At 70.5% G+C, this 24585-nt stretch carries 26 protein-coding genes; 15 read left to right on the top strand and 11 right to left on the bottom strand.

Features of this window, described 5'->3' with window-relative positions:
- Window positions 1-3 precede the first annotated feature (3 nt).
- Window positions 4-318 carry a DUF3099 domain-containing protein gene (locus tag KME78_RS10040; RefSeq protein WP_219528516.1) on the bottom strand — a complete coding sequence of 105 codons (315 nt, stop codon included), beginning with the start codon at window positions 316-318 and terminating at the stop codon, window positions 4-6.
- Between the two features lie 99 nt (window positions 319-417).
- Here KME78_RS10040 and KME78_RS10035 point away from each other — a divergent pair, with 99 nt between their 5' ends.
- The gene (locus KME78_RS10035) at window positions 418-630 is read left to right on the top strand and encodes a dodecin (RefSeq protein WP_189126916.1); all 213 of its coding nucleotides are present in this window, start codon (window positions 418-420) and stop codon (window positions 628-630) included.
- Window positions 631-746: 116 nt separating this feature from the next.
- Here the strand turns inward: KME78_RS10035 and KME78_RS10030 are convergent, their stop codons facing one another.
- Both KME78_RS10030 and KME78_RS10025 read right to left on the bottom strand, forming a co-directional pair.
- Complete coding sequence (locus KME78_RS10030) at window positions 747-2102, bottom strand: metallopeptidase TldD-related protein (RefSeq protein ID WP_219528656.1); 1356 nt, start codon at window positions 2100-2102, stop codon at window positions 747-749.
- A gap of 41 nt (window positions 2103-2143) precedes the next feature.
- A complete protein-coding gene (locus tag KME78_RS10025) occupies window positions 2144-3637 on the bottom strand; it encodes a TldD/PmbA family protein (RefSeq protein WP_219528515.1) in 1494 nt (497 codons plus the stop codon).
- Window positions 3638-3714: 77 nt separating this feature from the next.
- On the opposite strand from KME78_RS10025, the gene fabG reads away from it, so the two are divergent.
- The gene (gene fabG / locus KME78_RS10020; RefSeq protein WP_219528514.1) at window positions 3715-4410 is read left to right on the top strand and encodes a 3-oxoacyl-ACP reductase FabG; all 696 of its coding nucleotides are present in this window, start codon (window positions 3715-3717) and stop codon (window positions 4408-4410) included.
- 1 nt (window position 4411) lies between these two features.
- Window positions 4412-5176 carry an enoyl-ACP reductase FabI gene (fabI, locus tag KME78_RS10015; protein WP_219528513.1) on the top strand — a complete coding sequence of 255 codons (765 nt, stop codon included), beginning with the start codon at window positions 4412-4414 and terminating at the stop codon, window positions 5174-5176.
- A 43-nt stretch (window positions 5177-5219) separates the two neighbouring features.
- Here the strand turns inward: fabI and KME78_RS10010 are convergent, their stop codons facing one another.
- A complete protein-coding gene (locus KME78_RS10010; RefSeq protein ID WP_219528512.1) occupies window positions 5220-6056 on the bottom strand; it encodes a hypothetical protein in 837 nt (278 codons plus the stop codon).
- Between the two features lie 127 nt (window positions 6057-6183).
- Window positions 6184-7131 (bottom strand): aldo/keto reductase, encoded by a 948-nt coding sequence (locus tag KME78_RS10005; protein ID WP_219528511.1) that lies wholly within the window; start codon window positions 7129-7131, stop codon window positions 6184-6186.
- A 64-nt stretch (window positions 7132-7195) separates the two neighbouring features.
- Between KME78_RS10005 and KME78_RS10000 the strand changes: the two genes are divergently transcribed.
- The 6 genes from KME78_RS10000 to KME78_RS09975 all read left to right on the top strand — a co-directional run bounded on the left by KME78_RS10000 (window position 7196) and on the right by KME78_RS09975 (window position 12051).
- A complete protein-coding gene (locus tag KME78_RS10000; RefSeq protein WP_219528510.1) occupies window positions 7196-7882 on the top strand; it encodes an MSMEG_4193 family putative phosphomutase in 687 nt (228 codons plus the stop codon).
- Between the two features lie 9 nt (window positions 7883-7891).
- The gene (locus tag KME78_RS09995; RefSeq protein ID WP_219528509.1) at window positions 7892-8440 is read left to right on the top strand and encodes a DUF3090 domain-containing protein; all 549 of its coding nucleotides are present in this window, start codon (window positions 7892-7894) and stop codon (window positions 8438-8440) included.
- A complete protein-coding gene (locus tag KME78_RS09990; RefSeq protein ID WP_219528508.1) occupies window positions 8437-9201 on the top strand; it encodes an SCO1664 family protein in 765 nt (254 codons plus the stop codon). The genes KME78_RS09995 and KME78_RS09990 overlap by 4 nt, the downstream gene beginning before the upstream one ends.
- 50 nt (window positions 9202-9251) lie before the next feature.
- The gene (locus tag KME78_RS09985; protein ID WP_219528507.1) at window positions 9252-9917 is read left to right on the top strand and encodes an NRDE family protein; all 666 of its coding nucleotides are present in this window, start codon (window positions 9252-9254) and stop codon (window positions 9915-9917) included.
- A gap of 10 nt (window positions 9918-9927) precedes the next feature.
- Window positions 9928-11151, top strand: a complete 1224-nt coding sequence (gene mshC, locus KME78_RS09980; RefSeq protein WP_219528506.1) for a cysteine--1-D-myo-inosityl 2-amino-2-deoxy-alpha-D-glucopyranoside ligase — start codon at window positions 9928-9930, stop codon at window positions 11149-11151.
- Between the two features lie 144 nt (window positions 11152-11295).
- Window positions 11296-12051, top strand: coding sequence for a DinB family protein (locus KME78_RS09975; RefSeq protein WP_219528505.1), 756 nt, complete (start codon window positions 11296-11298; stop codon window positions 12049-12051).
- 209 nt (window positions 12052-12260) lie between these two features.
- Here the strand turns inward: KME78_RS09975 and KME78_RS09970 are convergent, their stop codons facing one another.
- On the bottom strand, window positions 12261-13454 hold the full coding sequence (locus KME78_RS09970) for a glycosyltransferase (protein WP_219528504.1): 1194 nt from the start codon (window positions 13452-13454) through the stop codon (window positions 12261-12263).
- Window positions 13451-14083 carry a glycosyltransferase family 9 protein gene (locus KME78_RS09965; protein WP_219528503.1) on the bottom strand — a complete coding sequence of 211 codons (633 nt, stop codon included), beginning with the start codon at window positions 14081-14083 and terminating at the stop codon, window positions 13451-13453. The genes KME78_RS09970 and KME78_RS09965 overlap by 4 nt, the downstream gene beginning before the upstream one ends.
- A gap of 152 nt (window positions 14084-14235) precedes the next feature.
- Here KME78_RS09965 and KME78_RS09960 point away from each other — a divergent pair, with 152 nt between their 5' ends.
- Window positions 14236-14841: a D-glycero-alpha-D-manno-heptose-1,7-bisphosphate 7-phosphatase gene (locus tag KME78_RS09960; RefSeq protein WP_308126877.1), complete on the top strand. Its 606-nt coding sequence runs from the start codon at window positions 14236-14238 to the stop codon at window positions 14839-14841.
- 173 nt (window positions 14842-15014) lie between these two features.
- Window positions 15015-15296, top strand: coding sequence for a WhiB family transcriptional regulator (locus tag KME78_RS09955; protein ID WP_372454893.1), 282 nt, complete (start codon window positions 15015-15017; stop codon window positions 15294-15296).
- Here KME78_RS09955 and def read toward each other — a convergent pair.
- Complete coding sequence (def, locus tag KME78_RS09950; protein WP_219528502.1) at window positions 15235-15717, bottom strand: peptide deformylase; 483 nt, start codon at window positions 15715-15717, stop codon at window positions 15235-15237. The genes KME78_RS09955 and def overlap by 62 nt on opposite strands.
- A 227-nt stretch (window positions 15718-15944) precedes the next feature.
- Here def and KME78_RS09945 point away from each other — a divergent pair, with 227 nt between their 5' ends.
- The 3 genes from KME78_RS09945 to KME78_RS09935 all read left to right on the top strand — a co-directional run bounded on the left by KME78_RS09945 (window position 15945) and on the right by KME78_RS09935 (window position 18419).
- Complete coding sequence (locus KME78_RS09945) at window positions 15945-17117, top strand: uroporphyrinogen-III synthase (protein ID WP_219528501.1); 1173 nt, start codon at window positions 15945-15947, stop codon at window positions 17115-17117.
- 83 nt (window positions 17118-17200) lie between these two features.
- Window positions 17201-17938 (top strand): sirohydrochlorin chelatase, encoded by a 738-nt coding sequence (locus tag KME78_RS09940; protein ID WP_219528500.1) that lies wholly within the window; start codon window positions 17201-17203, stop codon window positions 17936-17938.
- Window positions 17939-18086: 148 nt separating this feature from the next.
- On the top strand, window positions 18087-18419 hold the full coding sequence (locus tag KME78_RS09935; protein ID WP_219528499.1) for a hypothetical protein: 333 nt from the start codon (window positions 18087-18089) through the stop codon (window positions 18417-18419).
- Between the two features lie 6 nt (window positions 18420-18425).
- On the opposite strand, the gene KME78_RS09930 is transcribed toward KME78_RS09935, so the two are convergent.
- The 3 genes from KME78_RS09930 to KME78_RS09920 all read right to left on the bottom strand — a co-directional run bounded on the left by KME78_RS09930 (window position 18426) and on the right by KME78_RS09920 (window position 20662).
- Complete coding sequence (locus KME78_RS09930; protein ID WP_219528498.1) at window positions 18426-18917, bottom strand: hypothetical protein; 492 nt, start codon at window positions 18915-18917, stop codon at window positions 18426-18428.
- Window positions 18918-19140: 223 nt separating this feature from the next.
- Window positions 19141-19995: a PAC2 family protein gene (locus KME78_RS09925; protein WP_219528497.1), complete on the bottom strand. Its 855-nt coding sequence runs from the start codon at window positions 19993-19995 to the stop codon at window positions 19141-19143.
- Between the two features lie 205 nt (window positions 19996-20200).
- Window positions 20201-20662, bottom strand: a complete 462-nt coding sequence (locus KME78_RS09920) for a universal stress protein (RefSeq protein ID WP_219528496.1) — start codon at window positions 20660-20662, stop codon at window positions 20201-20203.
- Between the two features lie 92 nt (window positions 20663-20754).
- On the opposite strand from KME78_RS09920, the gene metH reads away from it, so the two are divergent.
- Window positions 20755-24219 carry a methionine synthase gene (gene metH / locus KME78_RS09915; protein ID WP_219528495.1) on the top strand — a complete coding sequence of 1155 codons (3465 nt, stop codon included), beginning with the start codon at window positions 20755-20757 and terminating at the stop codon, window positions 24217-24219.
- The last annotated feature ends 366 nt before the right edge of the window (window positions 24220-24585 follow it).

Raw genomic sequence — 24585 nt, 5'->3', positions numbered from 1 at the left:
TAGTCACGACCCGATCTCGCGTCGATGCCTTGGTATCTCGCTTTGGTTAGCTTCCGGTGTGTGAAAGGTCGAGGGAGGGGCATCCCGGCCCCTCTCATTGGCCCCGATTACCGCTATGTATGGCAAAAAAACGGCAGCGGCGATGAACAGCAGCCGGTACGGCCAGGGCACCGGCACCACCACGGCCAGGATCAGGCACATCGTGCGGATGCCCATCTTGATGAGGTAGCTGATCTCCCGCCGATGGATGTCCGAGCTCAGCGACGGTTTCGCGTCGGTGACCTGGTGGACGTCCTGCTTCTTGCGCCACCCCTTCATGACTTCCACGGTAGACCCCGTAAGGGTCGCCTGCGACAGGGGCCGGGGGCTGCGACAGCGGTCATGCGATCATGGCCTTCGAGTAAGGAGGATGTGGAGATGACGGATCGTACGTACCGGGTGACCGAGATCGTCGGCACGTCGGGGGAGAGCGTCGACCAGGCCATCCGCAACGGGATCAGGCGCGCGTCGGAGACGCTGCGGCACCTCGACTGGTTCGAGGTGACGGAGGTTCGCGGGCACATCGACGCGGGCGAGGTCGCGCACTTCCAGGTCGGCATGAAGGTGGGCTTCCGCCTGGAGGACTCCTGACGGCGGCTCACGAATGACGGCGCCGCGAAGCGCAGCGCCGCGAAGCACAACGCCGAAAGCACAGCGCCGCGTAGCGCGCGCCCGGTCGACCCGGGCGCGCGCTATGCGGCGCGCGGTCAGCTCGCCTGGCTGACCGTCGACATGTTGAAGTCCGGCACCCTGACGGCGGGCATCACGGTACGGCGGAAGTAGTCGTTCCACTCGCGCGGCAGCGTCTGCTCGCTGGCACCCACCTCGGACAGCCGCCCCAGCAGGTCGACCGGGCTCTCGTTGAACCGGAAGTTGTTCACCTCACCCACGACCTCACCGTGCTCGACGAGGTAGACCCCGTCACGGGTGAGCCCGGTCACCAGCAGCGTCTGCGGATCGACCTCGCGGATGTACCACAGGCAGGTGACCAGCAGGCCGCGCTCGGTGCCGGCGATCATCTCCGCCAGCGAACGCCCGTCGCCGGGCGCCCGCATGATCAGGTTGTCGATCGCGGGCGTGACGGGCAGCCCGCTGAGCTCGGCCGAGTAGCGCGTCTGCTGCAGCGCGCCGAGCCGCCCGTCCTTCACCCAGTCGGTCGCCGACAGCGGCAGGCCGTTGTCGAACACCGAGCTCTCGCGGCTGGAGGCGTGGGCGACCACGAACGGCGCGCACTCGATGCCGGAGGCGGCCGGATCACTGGCGAGCGTCAGCGGCAGCGTGGCCAGCTGCTCGCCCACGCGGGTGCCGCCGCCCGGCTTGGCGAAGACCGAGCGGCCGTCCAGGGCGTCCCTGGCGCCCGTGGACCAGTACGCGTAGATCATCAGGTCGGCCACCGCGCTCGGCGGCAGCAGGGTCTCGTAGCGCCCCGCGGGCAGGTCCACCCGGGTCTTGGCCCACTCCAGCCGCTGCGCCAGCGACGCGTCCAGCGCCGCCACGTCCACGTCGGAGAAGTCGCGGGTGCCCACGCCCGTCCAGGCCGAGCGCTTCAGGTCGGCCGACTTGGCGTTGAGCTCCAGCCGCCCGGACGGCTGGTCGTGGCGCAGGCGCAGCCCGGTGGACGTGCCGAGGAACGTCGTGGTCAGCGAGTGCTCCGCGAAGCCGTACAGCCGCCGGCCACCGGCCTCGGCGGCGGCGAACGCGTCACCGAGCGCGGGCGCGAACCGCTCGAACACCCCGATGTCGGTCGGGATCACCGGCTCCGCCCACGAGGCGCTCGCCGGGACGCCCTCGACCAGCGGTCGCGCGTCCTCGGCGGGCCGCGCCTCGCGCGCCGCCCGGTCGGCCGCGGCCACCACGCCGGCGAGCTGATCCGGTCGTACGGCGGCCCGGGAGACCACGCCCACGCCCTGGCCCGCGATCGAGATCACGGTCAGCCGGGCGGAACGGGCCACCCCGTTGGTCGTCAGCGTGTTGCCCGCGAAGCGCAGGTTGGCCGTGGACCCCTCGTCCACGAGCACGACACACCCGTCGGTGGTGGACAGCTCCAGAGCCTTGTCCACCATGTCCTGCGGAGAGATCTGCGCGCTTGGGGATCGCTGCTCGCTCACTTTCCACCCTCCTGCACGGTGTTGAGGATCCGTACGCCCCGGAACAGCCCGGACGGACAGCCATGGCTGACCGGCGCGACCTGGCCCGGCTGACCCTTGCCGCAGTTGAAGGCGCCACCCAGCACGTACGTCTGCGGGCCGCCGACGGCCTCCATCGACTGCCAGAAGTCCGTCGTGGTCGCCTGGTAGGCGAAGTCGCGCACCTGCCCGGCCAGCTCGCCGTGGGAGATCCGGTAGGCCCGCTGCCCGGTGAACTGGAAGTTGTAGCGCTGCATGTCGATCGACCAGCTCTTGTCGCCGACGATGTAGAGGCCCCGCTCGACCCGCGAGATGAGCTCCTCGGTCGAGGGCCCGTCAGGCGCGGCGGCGAGTGAGACGTTGGCCATCCGCTGGATCGGCATGTGCCCCGGCGAGTCGGCGAACGCGCACCCGTTGGACCGCCCGAACCCCTTCATCAACGCCATCCGCCGGTCGAGCTGGTAGCCGACCAGGATGCCGTCCCTGACGATGTCGAAGCTCTGCCCCTGCACGCCCTCGTCGTCGAAGCCGATCGTGGCCAGGCCGTGCGTGACGGTCCTGTCGCCGGTCACGTTCATCACCGGCGAGCCGTACACGAGCTCGTTGAGCTGGTCGAACGTGGCGAAGCTGGTGCCCGCGTAGGCCGCTTCGTAGCCGAGCGCCCGGTCGAGCTCGGTGGCGTGCCCGATCGACTCGTGGATGGTCAGCCACAGGTTGGACGGGTCGATCACCACGTCGTGGTCGCCCGCCTCCACCGAGGGGGCCGCCAGCTTCTCCGCCAGCAGCCCGGGGAGCCGGGCCAGCTCGTCCGCCCAGTCCCAGCCGGTGCCCGTCAGGTATTCGTAGCCGCGGCCCACCGGAGGCGCGATCGTCGACATGTCGTCGAACCCGCCACCCGCCGCCTTCATCGCGTTGAGCTTCGGATGCACCCGCACCCGCTGCTGCGTGGTCACCGTGCCCGCCGTGTCGGCGTAGAACTTCTGCTCCTTGACCTGGAGCAGCCGGGCCGAGACGTGGTCGGCGCCCTTGAGCAGCCCGGCCGACCAGTCGGCCAGCAGCGCCACCTTCTCCGCCGACGGCACCTCGAACGGGTCGACGTCGTAGGCGGAGACCCACACCGTCTCGGCGTGGACCGGCTCGGGGGCCAGCTCGATGGGCTCCCTGTTGATGGGGGCGCTCACCTCGGCCACCCGCACCGCCTGCTCGGCCACCGTCGCCGCCGCCTCGGGTGTGAGATGGATGCCGGCGGCGAAGCCCCACGTGCCGCCCTTGACGACGCGGACCGCGTAGCCGAGGTCGTCGGCGTCCATGGCTCCTTCGAGCCGGGCGTCGTAGAGGCTCAGGGTCTCGGCTCTGACGCGTTCCAGCCGGAAGTCGGCATGCTCGGCGCCCAGGTCACGAGCACGTTGCAGGGCGGCGTCCGCCAGCTGCCGCAGCGGCAGCTCCAGGAAATCGGAATCGATCTGGCGCATGTCCACGATCCTAACCCCGTGATCTTGTACCTCCCGGACAAGGGGATACCCGCCGGTAGGAGATAGCGTCTGGTGCCATGGCACGCTCTGTACTCGTCACCGGAGGCAATCGCGGCATCGGCCTCGCGATCGCCCGTGAACTAGCCGCGGCCGGCGACGCCGTCGCGGTCACCTACCGATCGGGGGAGCCGCCGGAGGGGCTGTTCGGCGTCAGGTGTGACGTGACCAGCATGTCCGACGTCGAGTCCGCCTTCGACAAGATCGAGGCCGAGCAGGGCCCGGTCGAGGTGCTGGTCGCCAACGCGGGCGTCACCAAGGACACGCTGCTGGCGATGATGAAGGAAGAGACCTTCACCGACGTCATCGACGCCAACCTGACCGGCGCCTACCGCGTGGCCAAGCGGGCCATCAGGCCCATGATGAAGCTCAAGCGCGGCCGCGTCATCCTCGTCTCCTCCGTCGTCGCCCTGGCCGGCTCGGCCGGTCAGACCAACTACGCCGCCTCCAAGGCGGGCCTCATCGGTTTCGGCCGGTCCATGGCGCGCGAGTACGGCTCGCGCGGCATCACCGTCAACGTGGTCGCGCCCGGCTTCGTCGACACCGACATGACGGCCGATCTCGACGTGGCGGCCATCATCAAGAACATCCCGCTCGGGCGCCAGGCGGCGCCGGGCGAGATCGCGCGCGTCGTTCGCTTCCTGGCGAGCGACGACGCCTCTTACATCACCGGGGCCGTGATCCCGGTCGACGGCGGACTCGGAATGGGGCACTGACGTGGGAATTCTCCAAGGCAAGCGGATCCTCGTGACCGGCGTGCTCACCGACGCGTCGATCGCGTTCTCGGTGGCCAAGCTGGCCCAGGAGGAGGGCGCCACCGTGGTGCTCACCGGGTTCGGCCGGTTGAGCCTGGTCGAGCGCATCGCCAAGCGGCTGCCCGAGACGCCGCCGGTGATCGAGCTCGACGTCCAGAACACCGAGCACCTCGACACGCTGGCCGACCGGGTCGGCGAGCATGTCGGCGGCCTCGACGGCGTCGTCCACTCCATCGGCTTCGCCCCGCAGAGCGCCCTGGGCGGCAACTTCCTCAACACCACCTGGGAGGACGTCGCCACCGCCCTGCACATCTCGACCTACTCCTACAAGTCGCTGGCCGTCGCCTGCCTGCCGCTGATGAAGGAGGGCGGCGCGGTCGTCGGCCTCGACTTCGACGCGAGCAAGGCGTGGCCGGTCTACGACTGGATGGGCGTCGCCAAGGCGGGCCTGGAGTCGTGCAACCGCTATCTCGCCCGTGACCTGGCCAAGCAGAACATCCGCGTCAACCTCGTCGCCGCCGGGCCGCTGCGCACGATGGCGGCCAAGTCGATCCCGGGCTTCAAGGAGTTCGAGGACAGCTGGCCGGAGCGGGCCCCGCTGGGCTGGGATCTGTCCGACACGGTCCCCGCCGCCAAGGCGTGCGTCGCGCTGATGTCCGACTGGTTCCCCGCCACCACCGGCGAGATCGTCCACGTGGACGGCGGCGCCCACGCGATCGGCGCCTGACCTGTTCTGACGTTCTCTGGCGACGGCCGTCGCCGCCGGCTGTCTAAGCCAGGCGGTGGCGGCTGTTGCCCGCTCTGGCCGGCTCGAAGGGGATCGAGTCCGGCTGCTCCGTACGCTGGCGGCGCTGCTGGACGATGCGGGTGGCCAGGATCGCCGACGTCAGCAGGGCGATCGTCAGCGAGGTGCCCAGGACGTCCGAGGCGGGTTTCGACGGACGGATGATGGGCTGGTCCCGCAGGGGATCCGTGAGATCCCTGGCGAAGGGGTTGGGCCACAGCAGGTCTATTCGGGGCATGTCCGTGTCGGCGGTCTGGATGTTCTTGACCGGGTGTTCGGGCGTGTCCAGCTCGTACGGCTCCGTCTGCGGCGGCGTCGGGCCCCCCGTCGGGAGGGTCGTCGTCGAGTCCTTCTTGTCGCGCTTGTTGGGCTTCGCGGTGGGCGTGGGCTTGGCGGAGTCCTCGGGGCGGGGGCTCTCGGGGTCCTTGTGGTGCGTCTGGACGTCCTGTTTCTCGCAGCCCACCACCGGGAGACAGACCTCGCTGAGGGTGTTGGGCAGCAGGTGGTCGTCCGAGGGTGTCGGCTGGGGCTGCCCCGATGTGGTGGGGATCGTCGTCGGGACCGCGTCGCCCACCGTGCCGAGGACGTCGTCCGCGGTCTTGTCGACCTTCTTCGTCACGGGATTGAGCGTGTCGCCCGTGAGGGTGTTGACCGTGCCGGTGACCGCCTCCACGACGTTGCACAGGCCGTTCGTCACCCCGGAGAGCAGTCCGTCGCCGCGCGTGCAGTCGCTGGCCTCGGCCAGCGCCGGCGACGCGACGACCGGGATCGCGACCAGCGCCAATGCGAGAGCTCCAGCCGAGATCGCGGTCCTGCTCCCCATCCGTCCCCTCCTGGGTTGCTTACGGAGGAAATCTTGATGGACTTCGGCGGTGCGACGCAGGTGTTTTCCGGCTAAAGTTGCGATTCGGTATCGACGCGTGACACGCGAGCATGACTCTCGTTCGCTCTCAGTCGAGCGACGACACGTCATCCAGGGCCTCACGTATCTCTCGCGGCAACACCACGTCCTCGGCGGTCAGTGCGCCGGCGAGCTGAGCGTGCGTACGGGCACCGACGATAGCGGAGGCGACGCCCGGTTGGTCGCGTACCCATGAGAGTGCCACAGCCAACGGCGAGACCCCGAGCCCGTCGGCCGCGGTCATCACGGATTCGACCACACTACGGCTGCGCTCGTCGAGATAAGGACGGACAAAATCGGCGAAATGCGGCGTAGCGGCCCGTGAATCGGCCGGAATGCCTGTCCGGTACTTCCCCGTCAGAACGCCCCTGCCGAGCGGTGACCAGGCCAGCACGCCCGCGCCCACGTGCTCGGCGGCGGGCAGCAGCTCGCGCTCCGGCTCGCGGGCCAGCAGGGAGTATTCGGCCTGGGCGGAGGTGATCGGGATGCGGCCGGGGATCACCCGCTGCATGACCGCGGCGGCGGCCAGCTGCCAGCCCGCGTAGTCGCAGACGCCCGCGTAGACCGCCCGGCCCGAGGAGACGATCGCGTCGAGCGCCGCCATCGTCTCCTCCAGCGGCACCTCGGCGTCATAGGTGTGCAGCTGCCAGAGGTCGATGTAATCGAGGCCCAGCCGGTTGAGGGAGTCGTCGACCGCGGCGATCAGGTGGCGCCTGGAGGCGTCCCGCGGCCGCCGGCCCGACGGCGTCACCACCGCCTTGGTGGAGATCACCAGCTCGGAACGCGGCACCGAGTCGCGCAGCATCCGGCCGAGCAGGCGCTCGGCGTCGCCGCCCGTGTAGACATCGGCCGTGTCGACCAGGGTGCCGCCCGCGCTCATGAACGTGCGGAGCTGCGCCGCGGCCTCGTCGGCACTGGTGTCACGCCCCCAGGTCATCGTGCCGAGCCCCAGGCGGGACACCGACAGGCCGCTCCGGCCGACATAGCGCTGCTCCATGATCCCGCCAGGTTACCGCCCGGGTGCGTCAAACGCCGTGATCCTCGCCTGCGACACTTGGTCGGTGACCACCCTCCTTCTCGTCCGCCATGGGCTCACCGCCCTCACCGGGCCGGTGCTGGCCGGCCGTACTCCTGGAGTGCATCTGAGCGAGGCGGGCCGGGCGCAGGCCGCGGCGCTGGCCGGGCGCATCGCGGGAGTCCGGCTCGACGCCATCGTCTCCAGCCCGCTCGAACGCTGCCAGGAGACGGCCCTGGCCGTCGCCGAAGGGCGCGGCATGGACGTACAGACCGACGAGCGGTTCGTGGAGTGCGGTTACGGAGCGTGGACCGGGCGGCCGCTGGCGGAGCTGGCGAAGGAGCCGTTGTGGCAGGTCGTGCAGGCCCATCCCAGTGCGGTGACATTTCCGGAAGGGGAGTCATTGACCGTTATGCAACACCGGGCGGTGACCGCCGTACGGGAGTGGAACCAACGCCTCGGGGGGAAAGGGGTCTACCTGGCTTGCAGCCACGGAGACGTGATCAAGGCCATCGTCGCCGACGCTCTGGGGCTCCATCTGGATCACTTTCAACGGATAACAGCAGATCCAGCGGCTCTCACCGTCATTCGCTATGCCCCCCTGCGTCCCTTTGTGCTCAGGCTTAACGATATGGGGGAATTGCAGCTTCCCGAGGATTCGGAGGAGAAAGACGGGGGAGAAAAACTCACCGGGAGCGATGCCGCCGTCGGCGGTGGACCCGGAACCACGTAAGGTCAGGCTATGCCGGTCTTCGACTACGACCCACCAGAGAGGTTCGTGGCCGGTGCCTTGGGGCAACCGGGCGCACGAGCCTTCTTTCTGCAGGCCAGAGCCGAGGGCAGACTGACCACGGTAGCGCTGGAGAAACTGCAGGTGGCCGCACTCGCGGGCAGGCTGGACGAGCTGCTCGACGAGGTGCTGCGCCGCAGTGGGGGCACCGCGCACGTGCCTGCCATGGCGCCCGCCGACCTGACCGACGACAAGCCCCTCGAGGTGCCTGTCACCGAGGACTTCAGGGTCGGCACCATGGCACTGGCCTGGGATCCCGACACGTCACAGGTGGTGATCGAAGCGCAGGAGATCATCGACGAGGAAGCCGTCGAGGCACCCGAGCCCGCCATGTTGCGGGTGCGGATCAGTGCCGGGGTCGCCCGTGCGTTCACTCAGCGGGCGCTCCAGCTCGTCGCTGCGGGCCGACCGGCCTGTCCCCTTTGCGGACAGCCGCTCGACCCCGAGGGACATGTCTGCGTCCGTCTCAACGGCTATCGCGGGGGTGAGGCGACGTCATGAGCGCTCCGGAGAGCGAACCGGCTACCAGGCCTTCGCACCCGTCGCCCCTGGAGGACGAGGGGGCGCTCGAGCTGCTCCGCGACGGCCGCCTGGAGGTCGCGGGCCGCCTCGTCGAGGCGACCAACATGACGCTCTACTGCTCGATCACGCTCGGCACGCGCACCGCCGCCTGCGTCTACAAGCCGGTACGCGGCGAGCGCCCGCTCTGGGACTTCCCGGACGGCACGCTGGCCGCCCGTGAGGTCGCGGCGTTCGAGGTCTCTCAGGCGACCGGCTGGCAGATCGTGCCGCCGACCGTCTACCGGGAGGGCCCGTTCGGCCCGGGCATGTGCCAGCTCTGGATCGACACCGAGCGCGAGGTCGACCTGATGCGCCTGGTACGCAGCCGCAACCCGGTGGTGCGCCGGATGGCGGTGTTCGACGCGGTGATCAACAACGCCGACCGCAAGGGCGGCCACCTGCTGCCGCTGCCCACCGGCCACGTCTACGGGGTCGACCACGGCGTCTGCTTCTCCGCCGAGGACAAACTGCGCACCGTGCTCTGGCAGTGGCGGGGCAAGCCGCTGGCCCGCGAGGCCGTGGCCACGCTCACCAAGCTGGAGCGCGACATCGAGTCGGGCCAGCTCGGCCGCAGGCTGCGCGACCTGCTCACGCTCGCCGAGGTCGAGGCGACCTGGACCCGGATCAAACGGCTGCTCGAAACCGGTCTGCATCCCTACCCCTCCCGCGACTGGCCGGCCATTCCCTGGCCGCCGATGTAAACGGCCATCCCCTGGCGGTCGTGGTAAATCCGTTTACTACGCTTTGCCGTATGTGCACGGTGATCGTGAAGACGGGCCGGCCCCTGACGCTGATGGGCGTGCGAGACGAGTTCGCCGACCGGCCCTGGGAGGGGCCGGGAGAGCACTGGCCCGAACACCCCGGCGTGGTGGGCGGGCGCGACCTCAAGGCAGGCGGCACCTGGCTGGCCGTCGACCCCGCCAGGCGCCGCGCGGCCGCCCTCCTCAACGGGCACGGCCGGGCCGCGCCCGAGACCACCAAGATCTCCCGCGGCGACCTGCCGCTCCTCGCCGTCGGGGCCGACGACCTGCCCGACGTCGACCTGCCCGACGTCGATCTGACCCGCTACGACCCCTTCCACCTGGTGCTCGCCGACCCGGCGCGGGCGCGCCTGTTCAGCTGGGACGGGGAACGGCTCAGCACCTCCGAGGTGCCCGACGGCACCAGCATGATCGTCAACACCGGCCTCAACCCGGAACACGCACGGGTGGCCGCCTACCGGCCGCGCTTCGAGAGCTCCGCCGACTGGCGCGAGCTCATCGCCGCCGCCCCGTCAGCCGACCCGTCGGCCCTGATCATCCGGGACGTGACGCCCGACGGCCGCGTGTTCGCCTCGCTGTCCGTGATGCTGGTCACGCTGGCGCCGGAGGGTGTGACGTACGATTTCACGGACCTGACCGCTGATCGGGACGGATAGGCTCAAAGACATGCGATCGTGGTCTGCCCCCACCTTTCCCGCTCTTCCTGGTGAGAGCGTCCCACTGCGGCTCTACGACACGGCGGCCGGGCAGGTCCGGCAGACCGATCCGGGTCCGACGGCGCGCATGTACGTGTGCGGCATCACCCCCTACGACGCCACCCACCTGGGCCACGCCAACACCTACCTGGCCTTCGACATGGTCGGCAGGCTCTGGCGCGACGCGGGCCACGAGGTGCACTACACCCAGAACGCCACCGACGTCGACGACCCGCTCCTGGAGCGCGCCGAGCAGACCGGCGTCAGCTGGCAGCAGCTGGCCGAGCGGGAGATCGAGCTGTTCCGCACCGACATGGAGGCGCTGCGCATCGTGCCGCCGCGCGAGTACGTCGGCGTGACCGAGGTCGTGGGCGGGGTGGCCGAGCTGATCGCCGAGCTGGCGGCCAAGGGCGTCACGTACGAGCTCGACGGCGACGTCTACTTCAGCGTGGCCGACGCGCCCAAGTTCGGGCAGGTGTCCGGCTACAGCGAGGAGCGGATGATCGAGCTGTTCGCCGAGCGCGGCGGCGACCCCGGCAGGGCCGGCAAGCGCCACCCGCTCGACTGGCTGCTCTGGCGGTCCGAGCGGCCCGGCGAGCCCGCCTGGGACTCGACGCTCGGCCGCGGCCGGCCCGGCTGGCACATCGAGTGCACCGCGATCGCCCTCGACAACCTGGGCGCCGGCTTCGACGTCGCGGGCGGCGGCACCGACCTGATCTTCCCGCACCACGAGTGCGGCGCCTCCGAGGGGCACGCGGCCACGGGGGAGTGGCCGTTCGCCAAGTTCTACACGCACGCCGGGATGGTGGCGCTCGACGGGGAGAAGATGTCGAAGTCCAAGGGCAACCTGGTCTTCGTCTCCAAGCTGCGGGCCGTGCACGACCCGATGGCGATCCGGCTCGTGCTGCTCGCCCACCACTACCGCGAGGACTGGGCGTACGTCCCGGCCCAGCTCGCCGAGGCCGAGGCCCGGCTGGCCCGCTGGCGCTCGGCTGTCGGGCTGGCTGCGGCGCCCGAGGCGGGCGGGCTGCTGGCCCAGGTGCGCGAGCGGCTCGCCGACGACCTCGACACGCCGGGCGCGCTGGCCGCCGTCGACGCCTGGGCCGAGCGGGCCCTGTCGGGCGGCGGCTCGGACCCGACGGCACCGGCCCTGGTCCGCGACCTGACCGACGCCCTGCTGGGCGTCGCGCTCTAGACGACCGTCTGTCGGTTTCCCACGTCGTCCGCACGGATGCGCGAAGTGGTCCGCATGCCCGAGTGGGCACTGGACGCTGCGGCGTCGTCGAGGGGTTCGCCTTCGTGGTGGACGGGCGCGGGACGGGTGCGGAAGACTGCCTCGATGACCGCTGAGTACGCCCAGAGTGACCGGTTCCGTGGTGCCCGCATCCACCTGTGCGACCTTGCCGGTCTCGAGATCCGCGATTGCGAGGTCAGCGGTCTGAAGATCGTCGACTGCTATGGGAGCGACGTCTACCTCGGTGGCGACTTCGAGCGTCTCGTCGTCAACGACGTCGACGTGACCGCCTACGTCGAGGCCGAGCTCGACCGGCGGCACCCCACGCGGATGCTGGCGCGTGACGCCGCGGCCCCCGACGACTACCGGGTTGCTTGGAGTGCCGTCGAGACGATGTGGGCGGCGACACTCGACCGCGCCAGGCTGCTGCCCGAGGCCAAGCTGCACGAGCAGGTCAACGGCGAGTGGTCGTTGGTCGAGACCCAACGGCACCTGCTGTTCGCCGCCGATGCCTGGCTCGGCAATGCCGTGCTGGAGGAGGAAGCGCCGTACCACCCGTTGGGCTTCCCTTACGGCGGGATGCCGTCCGACGTGGCGGCGAAGCTCGGTCTCACCCTCGAAGCCACCCCGACGCTCGACGAGGTGCTCGCGCCGCGGCTCGCCCGCATGGCCACGACGCGGCGGGTCGTCGACGGGCTCACCGAGGCCGAGCTCGATCGGGTATGCGGTCGCAAGCCGGCGGACCCGTATCCCGACCAGGAGTACGTCGTGCGCCGCTGCCTCAAGGTGGTGCTGAAGGAAGAGGCCGAGCATCACCGTTATGCGGTGCGCGACCTCGCCGTGCTCGAGGCCGGTGCCTGAACTGGCGCTGACCCGGCCGGAAATGACCTCCAGCCGTATTGCGTGCTGCTACTCCCGGCAGTCCTCTGCCCGGATCCCCGGCGCCTTCGGAAAGTGACACCGGCCCGGCGCCCGCGCCTGACACCGGCGCCGCCTGACGCGGCGGCGCTGGTGGACAGGCGTGCCGGCACGTCTCCGGGCCGGTCGTGCGTGGCCGTCGACCCTGGTGATCACCCCCCGAGCGCGGCGAGGCGGCATACCTTGCCGTCGATCACCTGCCCGTACACGGCCTCGGTCTGCTCGGCGACGCGCGCCCAGCCGTACCTCTCCTGAGCGCGGCGTGCTCCGGCCGCGCCGATCGCCTTGCGCCGGTCCTCGTCGGCGAGCAGGTCGCGCAGGGTTCTGGCCAGCGCTCGCGGGCGGCGCGGCGGCACCAGTACGCCGCAGCCCGCGACCGTGTCGAGGTGCCCGCCGACCCCGGAGGCCACGACCGGCACGCCGCACGCCATCGCCTCGATCGCCACCATGCCGAACGGCTCGTACCAGGGCACGCAGACCACCACGTCCGCCGAGCGCATGAGCGCCGGGACGTGGGCGCGGGGAACGCTGCCGATCACGTGCACCCGGTCCCCGACGCCGCACCCGGCGGCCAGCTCGCGCAGCCGCGCCGACTCCGCGCCGTCCCGGTGCCCGCCGGCGATGACCAGGTCGGCCTCCGGAAGCCGGCGCATGGCCTGGATCACCGTGTCGACGCCCTTGCGCGGCACCTGGCGTCCGATGCTGAGCACCATCGGACGCCGGACACGGGCGCGCGGCGCGACCGGGCCCTGGGGGCAGAACTCGGTCAGGTCCACGCCGCACGGCACCACCGCGATGCGCTGCTCGGGCACGCCCATCGCGCGCAGTTCGGTCACCTCGTCGCGGCAGGTGGCGAGCACCGCGTCGGCGCGCGCGCCGATCTCCCGCTCGGTCGCCAGGCGGTGCGCGGGGCTGGAGTCCGCCTGACCCTGCCAGCGCCGCTTGACCGTGCCCAGCGCGTGGAACGTCTGCACCACCGGTACGTCCTCGGAGGCCTGCAAGGCCGCCTGGCCGCTCATCCAGAAGTGCGCGTGCGCCACGTCGGGCCGGCGCACGGCCCAGCGGTCGGCGAGACGGTCGGTGAACTCCGGCATGTACCGCGGGAGCTCGTCCTTCGGGATCGGCACCGCGGGCCCGGCCGTGACGTACTCGACCGTGACGCCGGGTGCCAGCGGCACCGACTCCGGCTGGGCCGGATCGGAGCGGCGGGTGTGGACGATGACCGTGTGCCCGCGCTCTCCCAGCGCGACGGCCAGCGCGGCGACGTAGACGTTCTGGCCGCCGGAGTCGACGCTGCCGATCGCGGCCAGGGGGTCCGCGTGTTCAGAGATCAGATCGACATTCACTGGTCAGCTCCCTCACTGCTTTGACCACCTGCTCGCTTGTCACCTGCGACGGACCTGGGTGCCCTGGCGTCCTGGCAAGGGGCTTGCCGGTCGCCGAGGAACACCGGGGGCACTCCGTAGGGAGCCCATCGGGAAGACAGGAGCGACCGGGGGGCGAACAGGCTCACGGCAGGCGTACCGACGACGGCTGCCAGGTGCGCGGTGCCGGTGTTTCCGGCCACCAGCACGCCGGCCCGCTCGATGAGGGCTGCCAGCTGTGAGAGCGTCGTTCTACCGCCGAGGTCGACCGCAACATCGTGGGCGACATAGGCGATGAGCTCGCGCTCCTTGCCTGTCACGACGACCCGGTGCCCGTCTTCGGCCAGCTCCCGGACCGCTTGCCGATGCCGCTCGGCAGGCGTCCTGGTGGGTGCTGACGTCCCCGGGTGGACCACTACGTACGCGCCTTCACCGGCGCCTGTGCCGGTATCTATAAGGTTCCCGATAACGTTCCCAATATCCGGAAGCGATGGGCGGACAGCGTGTTTTCCCTGATCATCGGGCGATAATTCGACCCCGGCGGCCCGCGTGAAGTCCTCGCTGATCACGTAGATCCGCCGGCCGTACTCGGAGCGGCCGAGAAATCCCATCGGGGATGGCTACCGAGAGAAGCGGATCTCAAACCTCGGACGCCCCGATGTAGTGGGGAAACAGGCCGAAGACGCTGCGACAGGTCACGCTGAGTGGTTGTTTGCGAAGGGGGCTCCCGGGTAGCTGGGCGGCAGCGCGACGGAGGTGAACGGTGTTCGAACCACGACGTCCCGGGGCGGTGCTCTTCGACCGGGACGGGTCCCTGATCAAAGACGTCCCCTACAACGGCGACCCGGCGCGGGTCGAGCCGATGCCGGGCGCGATGGAGGCGCTGATGCGCCTGCGCCGGGCCGACGTGCCGGTGGCGGTCGTCACCAACCAGTCGGGCGTGGCCAAGGGCCTGCTCACGCCGGACGAGATGGATCAGGTGAACGCCAGGGTGGAGGAGCTCCTCGGCCCGTTCGACGCGTGGGCGATCTGCGTGCACGACGACTCCGACGGCTGTACCTGCCGCAAGCCCGCGCCGGGGCTGGTGATCAGGGCGGCGGCCGTCCTCGACGTCAGCCCGCGCGACTGCGTCGTGGTGGGCGACATCGGCAGGGACATGGAGGCGGCCAGGGCCGCGGGGGCCAGGGGCATCCTGGTGCCGACCGGCCAGACCCGCGCGGAGGAGATCCAGCAGGCCGCCGAGGTGGCCGAGGACCTGTCCGACGTCGTGGACCGCGTGCTGAGCGCCGTCGCCGAGGCCGGTGGCGTGGCTTCCGGGAGGGCGGGCTCCGCGGTCTGGTCACCGCTGGTCGGCTGGAGCCGCTGGTGAGGAGGCCCGTCGAGGGCCGATGTAGGCGTCGGCGCCGTTAAAAACTTCGCCAAGTACCCGAAGCTCGCCGCCCGCGGCACCGGTCCGTTACGCGCTGACCAGGGTTCCTGGCCGATTGGGATCTACTTTTTGCAGAGGTATGACCGGAAAAAGGAGGGGTAGGGGCCTTCAACATGATGATGATGGATTGGTCGCGTAAGGCGTCCTGCCTGGTCGTAGACCCGGAATTGTTCTTCCCGATCTCCCCCGAAGGGCCGGGCCACGCGCAAGTGGAGCGCGCCAAGGTCGTCTGCCGGGACTGCCCGGTACGCGAGCCCTGCCTCGACTACGCCCTCAGCACCGGACAGGCCTACGGCGTCTGGGGCGGCACCGACCCGTCACAGCGGCGCGAACTCACCCTGACATCACCTCAGCGAGAAAGCGTTGGCGCTCGCCGTCCTCGAGGCGGTCGCTGAACAGCACACCGTCGAGGTGATCGACCTCGTGCTGCAGCACCCTGGCGAGCACACCCAGCGCCCGTACGGTGACGGGTTTGCCGAACGCGTCGCGGCCACGAGCCGTGACCATGTACGAACGCTCCAGCGGCCGCCACAGGCCCGGCGCCGACAGGCACGCCTCGTCCGCCGTGATACGCCGCTCGGACAGCTCCAGCCGCGGATTCACCAGGCACCCTGACTTGCCGTCGTAGGAGTAGACGACGACACGCAGCGACACCCCGATCTGGGGTGCGGCCAGGCCGGCGCGGCCGGCTCCGGCGCGCATCGTCGCCGTCAGGGACTTGACCAGCCCCCGGAGCTCCCGGTCGAAGTCGTGAACCGGCGCCGCCACCGAGCGGAGCACCGGATCGCTGAACACGCGGATAGGGCGGACTGCCACCGCAACTCCCCGATTGGTCGCGTCGTCTGGGGGAGAGGCTTCCCGCGCGCCTTCGGGATCAACCGTCGGGGTTCTGGGTTGTAGCACAGCGGTAACAAGGGAGACCCAGGGGCGAAACCGCCTGAAAGCACTATCTATTCTGTGATCTCACTTCCGGCTCATGGGCCTGTGATGCTTGGCCGGGTGCTCGGGGCCCGGCCAAGCCCACCACTACAGGAGGTGTTCGCGTGAGCGCCCTTCCCCTCGACGACCCGGCGAGAGCGCTGGAGACGGCGCCGGACGCGCTGTCCGGCTTCACCGTCGGCGTGACCGCCACCCGGCGGCGCGAGGAGTTCGGCGCGCTGCTCGAACGGCGCGGCGCGCGGGTGGTGAGCGCGCCCGCCATCAGGCTGGTGCCGCTCTCCGAGGACTCCGACCTGCTGGCCGCCACCCGGCTCAGCCTGACCGGGCCGGTGGACGACGTGGTCATCACCACCGGCGTCGGCTTCCGCGGCTGGATGGCCGCGGCCGAGGGCTGGGGCCTGTCCGCCGACCTGGCCGACCACCTGACCAGAGCCCGCCTGCTCACCCGCGGCCCCAAGGCCAGGGGAGCGGTGCGCGCCGCCGGGCTGAACGACCACTGGACCCCCGCCACCGAGTCCTGCGAGGAGGTCAAGCAGTACCTCCTGGCCCAGGACCTGCGCGGACGCCGCATCGCGGTGCAGCAGCACGGAGAGCCGCTGACGGAGTTCGTCGCCGCGCTGCGGGAGGCCGGGGCCGAGGTGATCGAGATCCCGGTCTACCGGTGGCTGCCGTACCGCGACCCCTCGCCGCTGCGCCGCCTCATCACCCAGACGCTGTCGGGCGCCGTGGACGCCGTGGCCTTCACCAGCGCGCCCGCCGTACACGCCATGCTCGGCGCCGCGCGGGCCGAAGGGCTGGAGGAGCAGTTGCTGGCGGCGTTCGGCGACCGCGTCGTGGCCGCCTGCGTCGGTCCGGTCACCGCCGGGCCCCTGGTCACGCGTGGCGTACGCACCCTGCAGCCCGACCGGGCGCGGCTCGGCGCGCTGGCCAGGGCGCTGGCCAGGCACCTGCCGGAACACGGCGTCACCCGGCTGGAGGCGGGCGGGCACCGGCTGGAGATCCGCGGGCACGCGGTGGTCGTCGACGGCGAACTCAGGCCGCTGCCACCCGCGCCGATGGCCGTGCTCAAGCGCCTGGCCGACAAACCCGGCCATGTGGTCTCCCGTACCGACCTGCGTACCGTGCTGCCGGGCAGCCTGTCGCGCGACTCGGCGGAGCACGCCGTGGAGATGGCGATCACCCGGCTGCGGCGCGCGCTCGGGCCCAGCGGGATCGTCGAGACGGTGGTCAAACGGGGCTACCGGCTCGCCTGCACCCACGAGGCGGCGTCCCTGTGACGTCACCCTCGCCCAAGGGGGCCGCTTCCGTTCCTGTGACGTCGCCCTCGCCCGAGCGGGTCGTTCCCGCTTCTGTGGCGCCGATGCCGGTCGCGTCCGTACGGGCCGGAGCAACCGCGCCGACGCTGGTCCTGGCCGCGCATGGGACGCGGAGCGCGGCGGGGGAGCGATCCCTGGCCGCGCTGGCCGCGGCGGTCCGGCGGACGCGGCCCCGGCATCGCGTCGAGCTGAGCTACCTGGAGATCAGCTCTCCCCTGCTGTCCGACGTGCTGTCCACGGTCCCCGGACCCGTGGTCGTGGTGCCGCTGCTGCTCGCGGGCGGCTACCACGTACACATCGACCTGCCGAACGTCGTCGCCGAACACCGCCCCGACGCGCTCGTCGCGCCGCCGCTCGGACCGCACCGGCTGCTCACCACCGCGCTCGCCCGCAAGCTGGCCCGCGCGGGACTGCGCCCCGCCGACACGGTCATCCTGGGCGCGGCCGGCTCCTCGGACCCGGCCGGCCTCGCCGACGTCCGCGCCGCCGCCCACCTGCTGTCGGTACGGCTGGGCCGCCCGGTCACGGCCGCGTTCACCTCGGCGGGCAGCCCGTCGCTCGGCGAGGCCGTGGAACGCGTCAGATCGAGCCCGGCGCCACGCCTGGCGGTCGCCTCGTACCTGCTGGCGCCCGGCTTCTTCCACGGCCGCCTGACGGAGGCGGGCGCGGACCTGGTCAGCGAACCCCTGGGGGCCGATCCGGCCGTGGTGGAGCTGATCTGGCAGCGCTTCGACGAGACGACCGCCGTACCGGACACCCGGACCGCCGTACGGACCGCCTAGGGTCTTTGCCCTGGTCGGCGCGTCGCCACGTGTCGCGATCTTCTTGGGTTAGCCTCCTTGGAGAGAGGTCGCGCTCCCGACGGAGTCGGGAGCTTCTCAAGCGACCGACTCGCCTCACGGAGTGAGGCCATATGCAGGGGGATCAAGCATGACTGAAGACTTTGCCCAGTTGCCGCAGGCCGCATCCGTGCGGTTGATCGACTTCGAGGAGGCGCGGGTCGTCCCGGGCATCGTGCCGGAGACGTTCATCCTGATCGTCAGCGGCACCAAGCCGTATCTCACCATGAAGGTCTCGCTCTCCCCGCTGGTCTACATCCGGCAGCCGGAGTACTGGGGGATCGAGGTCATCGGTTCGATGAACGGCGTCGGGCTCCCGGCCACGGCTCCTTACACCGAGTCGCTGCCGCTCGACGGCGTTCTCGGCACCAGGGGGATCGAGGTCATCGGGGCCACCAACCGCAAGACGTTCAACGTCCCGTAGGAGTCGTCAGGCGGGCACGGGTTCGAGGCGGAGTTCGCGGACGATCTCCTGGGCGCTCGCGTCCCGGGAGGGTCCCGCGTCGGAGCCGACGAACATCTCGATGTAGGCGTGATGGAAGCACCCGGCCAGCAGCAGCCGGGCGGTGGCCTCCGGGTCGACGGAGGCGGCGACCCGTCCGAGGCGCTGCTCGCCCTCCAGGTAGGCGGCCAGCGGGAGGATCTCTCCCATCGGGCCGAGCCCGTGATCGCGTACGGCCTGCCGGAAGCGGACCGTGACCGACGGAGAGGTGAACGCGGGCATCGCCGCGCCCTGCACATCCGTGTAGTAGTCGATGCCCGCTCGCACGATGGGCAGCAGGTTGTCGCCGACGCTGCCTCTGCCGATGCGGTGGGAGAGTTCGTGCAGGATGCTGAGCCACAGCGGGAGCCGGTCCTGCAGCAGGGCGAGGAAGTGGTCCACGGAGCCGCCGGGTCGGTCCTCCCTGAGGGAGAGGGCCATCTCCAGGATGCGTCGCCGGGTGTCCTGACTCCTCTGGTGCGGGTCTACGTGGGAAGTCGCCATGGTTGGCCTAACGTGCGCGGTCACATGGGTAGGTTCAACGTGGCATTCGCGACCGGAGCCTCTCGACCAGCCGGTCTTGGGATTCCAACTTGATGCAAACTTGTACGGTTCTCGATTATTACTCGAAACTTCCAGAAAATTCGGCAAAAAAGGCTGCGAGTCAGCTGTCAGTGTCGCGGTCCCGGCGCCGCAGGTAGCGCTCGAACTCGGCGGCGATCGCGTCTCCGCTGGCCTCGGGCAGCTCGGCGGCGTCCTTGCGCTCCTCGAGCTCCTTGACGTATTCGGCCACTTCGCTGTCCTGGGAGGCGAGCTCGTCCACGCCGTTCTCCCAGGCGCGGGCCTCCTCGTCCAGCTCGCCGAGCGGCATCGGGATCTCCAGCAGGTCTTCGAGGCGGCGCAGCAGTGCCAAGGTGGCCTTGGGGTTGGGCGGCTGGGCCACGTAGTGCGGCACCGACGCCCACAGCGAGACGGCGTCGAGACCGGCCTCGCCGAACGACTGCTGCAGCACGCCCACGATGCCCGTGGGGCCCTCGTAGCGGCTCAGCTCCAGATGGGTCGAGCGGGCGAGGTTTTCGTCCGTGGCGCTGCCCAGGATCGGCACGGGACGGGTGTGCGGCGAGTCGTTGAGCAGCGCGCCCAGCATCACGGCCAGCTCGACGCCGAGCTCGCGGCAGACCTCGATGATGTCGGCGCAGAACGAGCGCCACCGCATGTTGGGCTCGATGCCGCGCAGCAGCACCACGTCGCGCTCGACGCCCGGCGGGCGGGCACGCAGCAGCCGCGTCGTCGGCCAGATGATCGATCGGGTCAGCCCATCGCCCATCTCCACGACGGGACGGGTGACCTGGAAGTCGTAGTAGTCGTCGGGATCCAGCTCGACGAGAGGCTCCGCCTTCCAGGCGGACTCGAGGTGGGCGATCACACCACTGGATGCCTCGCCGGCGTCGTTCCACCCTTCGAACGCGGCTATGAGCACCGGGTCGACGAGCTCGGGGAGCCTTTCGAACTCGATCACGTGTCGCCTCCTCTCTCCGCTGTCCAGCTAAGCCTATGCGGTGAGGAGGCGGTCATGTCACGGAGTAACGACGATCAGGCATCGTCACGGACCGACCGGTCAGATGCTGTCAGGCAGTGATGACCCGAGCACTGTCAGATCGCCTGTTCAGGCCGCCACCGGCGGGCAGGCGCTCTCATGTCAGATCCTGACGCGGAGTGACGAGTCAGGCGCGGCCGCCGGAGGTGGTGTGCACGATCAGCACGTCGCAGGAGGCGCGGTGGGCGACGTGCGACGGCACGGAGCCGAGCAGCCGCCCCGCCAGGCTGTTGAGCCCGCGGTTGCCGACGACCAGCAGATCCGCCCGGTGCTTGGCGGCCAGCGTGATGAGCACGTCGACCGCGTCGCCCTCCTCGGCCGCCAGTACGACCTCGCTCGCGCCCGCGGCGACGGCGTGCTCGCGGGCGGCCCGCAGGGCGTCGTCGGCGGGGGTGGAGCCGCTCACCTTGTAGGCGAGATCGCCGAGCCGGTCCGCGGCGACGGCCTGCTCGCTGGCCCGCATGGGTACGTACGCGCAGGCCAGGACGAGGGTGGCGCCGGTCGCGCCGGCCAGGGAAGCCGCCGCGGAGACGGCGCGGAAGGAGGAGGCTGAGCCGTCGGTGCCGGCCAGTACGGTCTGATAGGCCATGGAAAACCCCTATTAGACATGGATTCAATTGTCTCCCCGGCAGGATAGCCGTCCGATAAAGTCGTCCGGCGGCAGCCGATAAGCTCTACGCCATGAGCAGCTCCCCGTCCTTCCGCGAAGTCCTGTCCCAGCGAGTGATCGTCGCCGACGGGGCGATGGGGACGATGTTGCAGGCCCAGGACCCCACCCTCGACGACTTCGAGGGCCACGAGGGCTGCAACGAGGTGCTGAACGTCACCCGTCCCGACATCGTGCGAGGCGTCCACGACGCCTATTTCGCCGTGGGCGTCGACTGCGTCGAGACCAACACCTTCGGCGCCAACCTGGCGGCCCTGGGCGAGTACGACATCCCCGAGCGGGTCTTCGAATACTCCGAGGCGGGCGCCAGGATCGCCCGCGAGCGGGCCGACCACTGGTCCACGCCCGAGCAGCCGCGCTTCGTGCTCGGCTCGATGGGCCCCGGCACCAAGCTGCCCACGCTGGGCCACCTGCCCTACCACAACCTGCGCGAGTCCTACCGGGACAACGCGGCGGGCCTGATCGCGGGCGGCGCCGACGCGCTGATCATCGAGACCTGCCAGGACCTGCTCCAGGTCAAGGCCGCCGTCATCGGCGCCAAGCGGGCCGTGGAGGCGTCCGGGCGCGACGTGCCGATCATCGCCCAGGTGACCATCGAGACCAACGGCGCCATGCTGCTCGGCTCCGAGATCGGCGCCGCGCTGACCGCGATCGAGCCGCTCGGCGTCGACCTGATCGGCCTCAACTGCGCCACCGGCCCGTCCGAGATGAGCGAGCACCTGCGCTACCTGGCCCGGCACTCCCGGCTGAAGCTCTCGTGCATGCCCAACGCGGGGCTGCCGGTGCTGACCTCCGACGGGGCGTACTATCCGCTCAGCGCCGAGGAGCTCGCCGACGCGCACGAGACCTTCACCCGCGACTACGGCCTGTCGCTGGTCGGCGGCTGCTGCGGCACCACTCCCGAGCACCTGCGCCAGGTCGTCGACCGCGTGCGCGGCAGGGAGACGGCCGCGCGCCGCCCGCACCCCGAGCCGGGCGCGTCCTCGCTCTACCAGACCGTCCCGTTCCGCCAGGACACCTCCTACCTGGCGATCGGCGAGCGGTGCAACACCAACGGCTCCAAGGCCTTCCGCGAGGCCATGCTCGAAGGCCGCTGGGACGACTGCGTGGAGATGGCCCGCGAGCAGGCTCGCGGCGGCGCTCACATGCTCGACCTGTGCGTCGACTACGTGGGCCGTGACGGCGTGGCCGACATGAAGGAGCTGGCGTTCCGCCTGGCCACCGCCTCCACGCTGCCGATCATGCTCGACTCGACCGAGTCCGAGGTGCTGCGGGCCGGTCTGGAGATGCTCGGCGGGCGCGCGGTGGTCAACTCGGTCAACTACGAGGACGGGCGCGGCCCCGACTCACGCTTCCACAAGACGATGACGGCCGTACGCGAGCACGGGGCGGCCGTCGTGGTCATGTGCATCGACGAGAAGGGCCAGGCCCGCACCGCCGCCGAGAAGGTACGCATCGCGAGCGAGACCATCGACGACCTGGTAGCCAACTGGGGCATGCAGGTGTCCGACATCATCGTCGACTGCCTCACCTTCACCATCGCCACCGGCATGGAGGAGAGCCGCCGCGACGGCCTGGAGACCATCGAGGGCATCCGCGAGCTCAAGCGCCGCTACCCCGACGTGCAGACCACGCTGGGCCTGTCCAACATCTCCTTCGGCATCAACCCGGCCTCGCGCATGGTGCTCAACTCGGTGTTCCTCAACGAGTGCGTCAACGCCGGGCTCGACTCGGCCATCGTGCACGCCTCCAAGATCCTGCCGATGTCGCGCATCCCCGACGATCAGCGCCAGGTCGCGCTCGACATGGTCTACGACCGCCGCCGCGAGGGCTACGACCCGTTGCAGCGCTTCATCGACATGTTCGAGGGCGTCGACGCCTCGGCCATGCGCCAGGGCCGGGCCGAGGAGCTGGCCGCGCTGCCGCTGTGGGAGCGGCTCAAGCGGCGCATCATCGACGGCGAGAAGAAGGGGCTGGAGGCCGACCTCGACGCCGGTCTGGCGGAGCGGCCCGCCCTGGAGATCATCAACAACGTGCTGCTCGACGGCATGAAGACGGTCGGCGAGCTGTTCGGCTCGGGGCAGATGCAGCTGCCGTTCGTACTGCAGTCGGCCGAGGTGATGAAGACCGCCGTCGCCTACCTCGAGCCGTACATGGACCGCGTCGAAGGCGAGACCAAGGGCCGCATCGTGCTGGCCACGGTCAAGGGCGACGTGCACGACATCGGCAAGAACCTGGTCGACATCATCCTGTCCAACAACGGCTACCAGGTGGTCAACCTCGGCATCAAGCAGCCGGTCTCCGCGATCCTGGAGGCGGCCGACGAGCAGAAGGCCGACGTCATCGGCATGTCCGGACTTCTGGTGAAATCGACGGTCATCATGAAGGAGAACCTGGAGGAGATGAACTCCCGGGGCATCGCCGACCGCTATCCGGTGCTGCTCGGCGGCGCCGCCCTCACCCGCGCCTACGTCGAGCAGGACCTGGCCGAGCTGTTCGCCGGCGAGGTCCGCTACGCCCGCGACGCCTTCGAGGGGCTGCGGCTGATGGACTCCTTCATGGCCGTCAAGCGCGGCGTCGCCGGCGCCACGCTGCCGCCGCTGCGCGAGCGCCGGGTCAAGTCCGGCGCCGTCCTGACCCGCACCCCGGTCGAGGAGTTGCCCGCCCGCTCCGACGTGGCCGCCGACAACCGGCTGCCGGTGGCGCCCTTCCAGGGCGACCGCATCGTCAAGGGCATCTCGCTGAGCGACTACTCCGCCTTCCTCGACGAGCGGGCGTTGTTCCTCGGGCAGTGGGGCCTCAAGCCCACGCGCGGCGGCGACGGGCCCGGCTACGACGAGCTCGTCGAGACCGAGGGACGGCCGCGGCTGCGCATGTGGCTCGACCGCATCCAGACCGAGGGGCTGCTGGAGGCGGCGGTCGTCTACGGCTACTTCCCGTGCGTCAGCGACGGCGACTCGCTGATCATCCTCGACGAGGCCGGAGACGAGCGCACCCGCTTCACCTTCCCGCGCCAGCGCCGCGACCGGCACCTGTGCCTGTCCGACTTCTTCCGCTCGCGCGAGTCGGGAGAGGTGGACGTGGTCGGCTTCCAGATCGCCACGATGGGCGGCAAGATCTCCGAGGCGACGGCCGAACTGTTCGCCAAGGACGCCTACCGCGACTACCTGGAGCTGCACGGGCTGTCGGTGCAGCTCACGGAGGCGCTGGCCGAATACTGGCACGCCCGGGTCCGCGCCGAGTGGGGGATCGGGGGCGAGGAGTCGCTCGACGACATGCTCAAGGTCAACATCCAGGGCTGCCGCTACTCCTTCGGCTACCCGGCCTGCCCCAACCTCGAGGACCAGGTGCAGCTGTTTCAGCTCCTGGACCCGGAGCGGATCGGGGTCACGCTGTCGGAGGAGTTCCAGCTCCACCCGGAGCAGGCCACCTCGGCCCTGGTGGCCCACCACCCGGAGGCGAAGTACTTCAACGTCTAGACCTTGGCCCCGACCGGTTTCGCCGGACACCTCTCAGGCTCTCCTGACCACCTTGACCGGGAGGCCTCAGGCGTGGGTGCTCCTTGGAGCGGTGCCCCGGTGAGGGGTCCGTGGGGGCGGTGTCGCGGCGTGGTGAGGGAGCTTTGTTGGGGAGGGTCCCGACGCGGCGGGGATGTCCGTTTGCGGGATCTCCGGCCGTGCGCGGGCGCCCGTTGGGGCGTGGCGAGGGTGCCTGTTGGGAGGGCTCGGGCGGCGGGGATGCCCGTTTGTGAGATCCCCAGGCCGTGCGTGGGCGCCGTGGGGGCGGGGCGAGGGCGAGAGGCCGACGGAGGCGGTGCCCCGGGGTCGGCGATCTTCTCGGCGGCG

The organism is Nonomuraea guangzhouensis, from assembly GCF_019396345.1.
GTDB classification, from domain to species: domain Bacteria; phylum Actinomycetota; class Actinomycetes; order Streptosporangiales; family Streptosporangiaceae; genus Nonomuraea; species Nonomuraea guangzhouensis.
This window is presented reverse-complemented; position numbering and strand designations above follow the sequence as displayed.

What these genes read in the sequence shown, in the direction of transcription:
- KME78_RS10040 (WP_219528516.1), bottom strand. Translation starts at nt 318, where the DNA reads ATGAAGGGGTGGCGCAAGAAGCAGGACGTCCACCAGGTCACCGACGCG.
- KME78_RS10035 (WP_189126916.1), top strand. Translation starts at nt 418, where the DNA reads ATGACGGATCGTACGTACCGGGTGACCGAGATCGTCGGCACGTCGGGG.
- KME78_RS10030 (WP_219528656.1), bottom strand. Translation starts at nt 2,102, where the DNA reads ATGGTGGACAAGGCTCTGGAGCTGTCCACCACCGACGGGTGTGTCGTG.
- KME78_RS10025 (WP_219528515.1), bottom strand. Translation starts at nt 3,637, where the DNA reads ATGCGCCAGATCGATTCCGATTTCCTGGAGCTGCCGCTGCGGCAGCTG.
- fabG (WP_219528514.1), top strand. Translation starts at nt 3,715, where the DNA reads ATGGCACGCTCTGTACTCGTCACCGGAGGCAATCGCGGCATCGGCCTC.
- KME78_RS10010 (WP_219528512.1), bottom strand. Translation starts at nt 6,056, where the DNA reads ATGGGGAGCAGGACCGCGATCTCGGCTGGAGCTCTCGCATTGGCGCTG.
- KME78_RS10005 (WP_219528511.1), bottom strand. Translation starts at nt 7,131, where the DNA reads ATGGAGCAGCGCTATGTCGGCCGGAGCGGCCTGTCGGTGTCCCGCCTG.
- KME78_RS09995 (WP_219528509.1), top strand. Translation starts at nt 7,892, where the DNA reads ATGCCGGTCTTCGACTACGACCCACCAGAGAGGTTCGTGGCCGGTGCC.
- KME78_RS09990 (WP_219528508.1), top strand. Translation starts at nt 8,437, where the DNA reads ATGAGCGCTCCGGAGAGCGAACCGGCTACCAGGCCTTCGCACCCGTCG.
- KME78_RS09985 (WP_219528507.1), top strand. Translation starts at nt 9,252, where the DNA reads ATGTGCACGGTGATCGTGAAGACGGGCCGGCCCCTGACGCTGATGGGC.
- mshC (WP_219528506.1), top strand. Translation starts at nt 9,928, where the DNA reads ATGCGATCGTGGTCTGCCCCCACCTTTCCCGCTCTTCCTGGTGAGAGC.
- KME78_RS09975 (WP_219528505.1), top strand. Translation starts at nt 11,296, where the DNA reads ATGACCGCTGAGTACGCCCAGAGTGACCGGTTCCGTGGTGCCCGCATC.
- KME78_RS09965 (WP_219528503.1), bottom strand. Translation starts at nt 14,083, where the DNA reads ATGGGATTTCTCGGCCGCTCCGAGTACGGCCGGCGGATCTACGTGATC.
- KME78_RS09955 (WP_372454893.1), top strand. Translation starts at nt 15,015, where the DNA reads ATGATGATGATGGATTGGTCGCGTAAGGCGTCCTGCCTGGTCGTAGAC.
- KME78_RS09940 (WP_219528500.1), top strand. Translation starts at nt 17,201, where the DNA reads ATGCCGGTCGCGTCCGTACGGGCCGGAGCAACCGCGCCGACGCTGGTC.
- KME78_RS09935 (WP_219528499.1), top strand. Translation starts at nt 18,087, where the DNA reads ATGACTGAAGACTTTGCCCAGTTGCCGCAGGCCGCATCCGTGCGGTTG.
- KME78_RS09930 (WP_219528498.1), bottom strand. Translation starts at nt 18,917, where the DNA reads ATGGCCCTCTCCCTCAGGGAGGACCGACCCGGCGGCTCCGTGGACCAC.
- KME78_RS09920 (WP_219528496.1), bottom strand. Translation starts at nt 20,662, where the DNA reads ATGGCCTATCAGACCGTACTGGCCGGCACCGACGGCTCAGCCTCCTCC.
- metH (WP_219528495.1), top strand. Translation starts at nt 20,755, where the DNA reads ATGAGCAGCTCCCCGTCCTTCCGCGAAGTCCTGTCCCAGCGAGTGATC.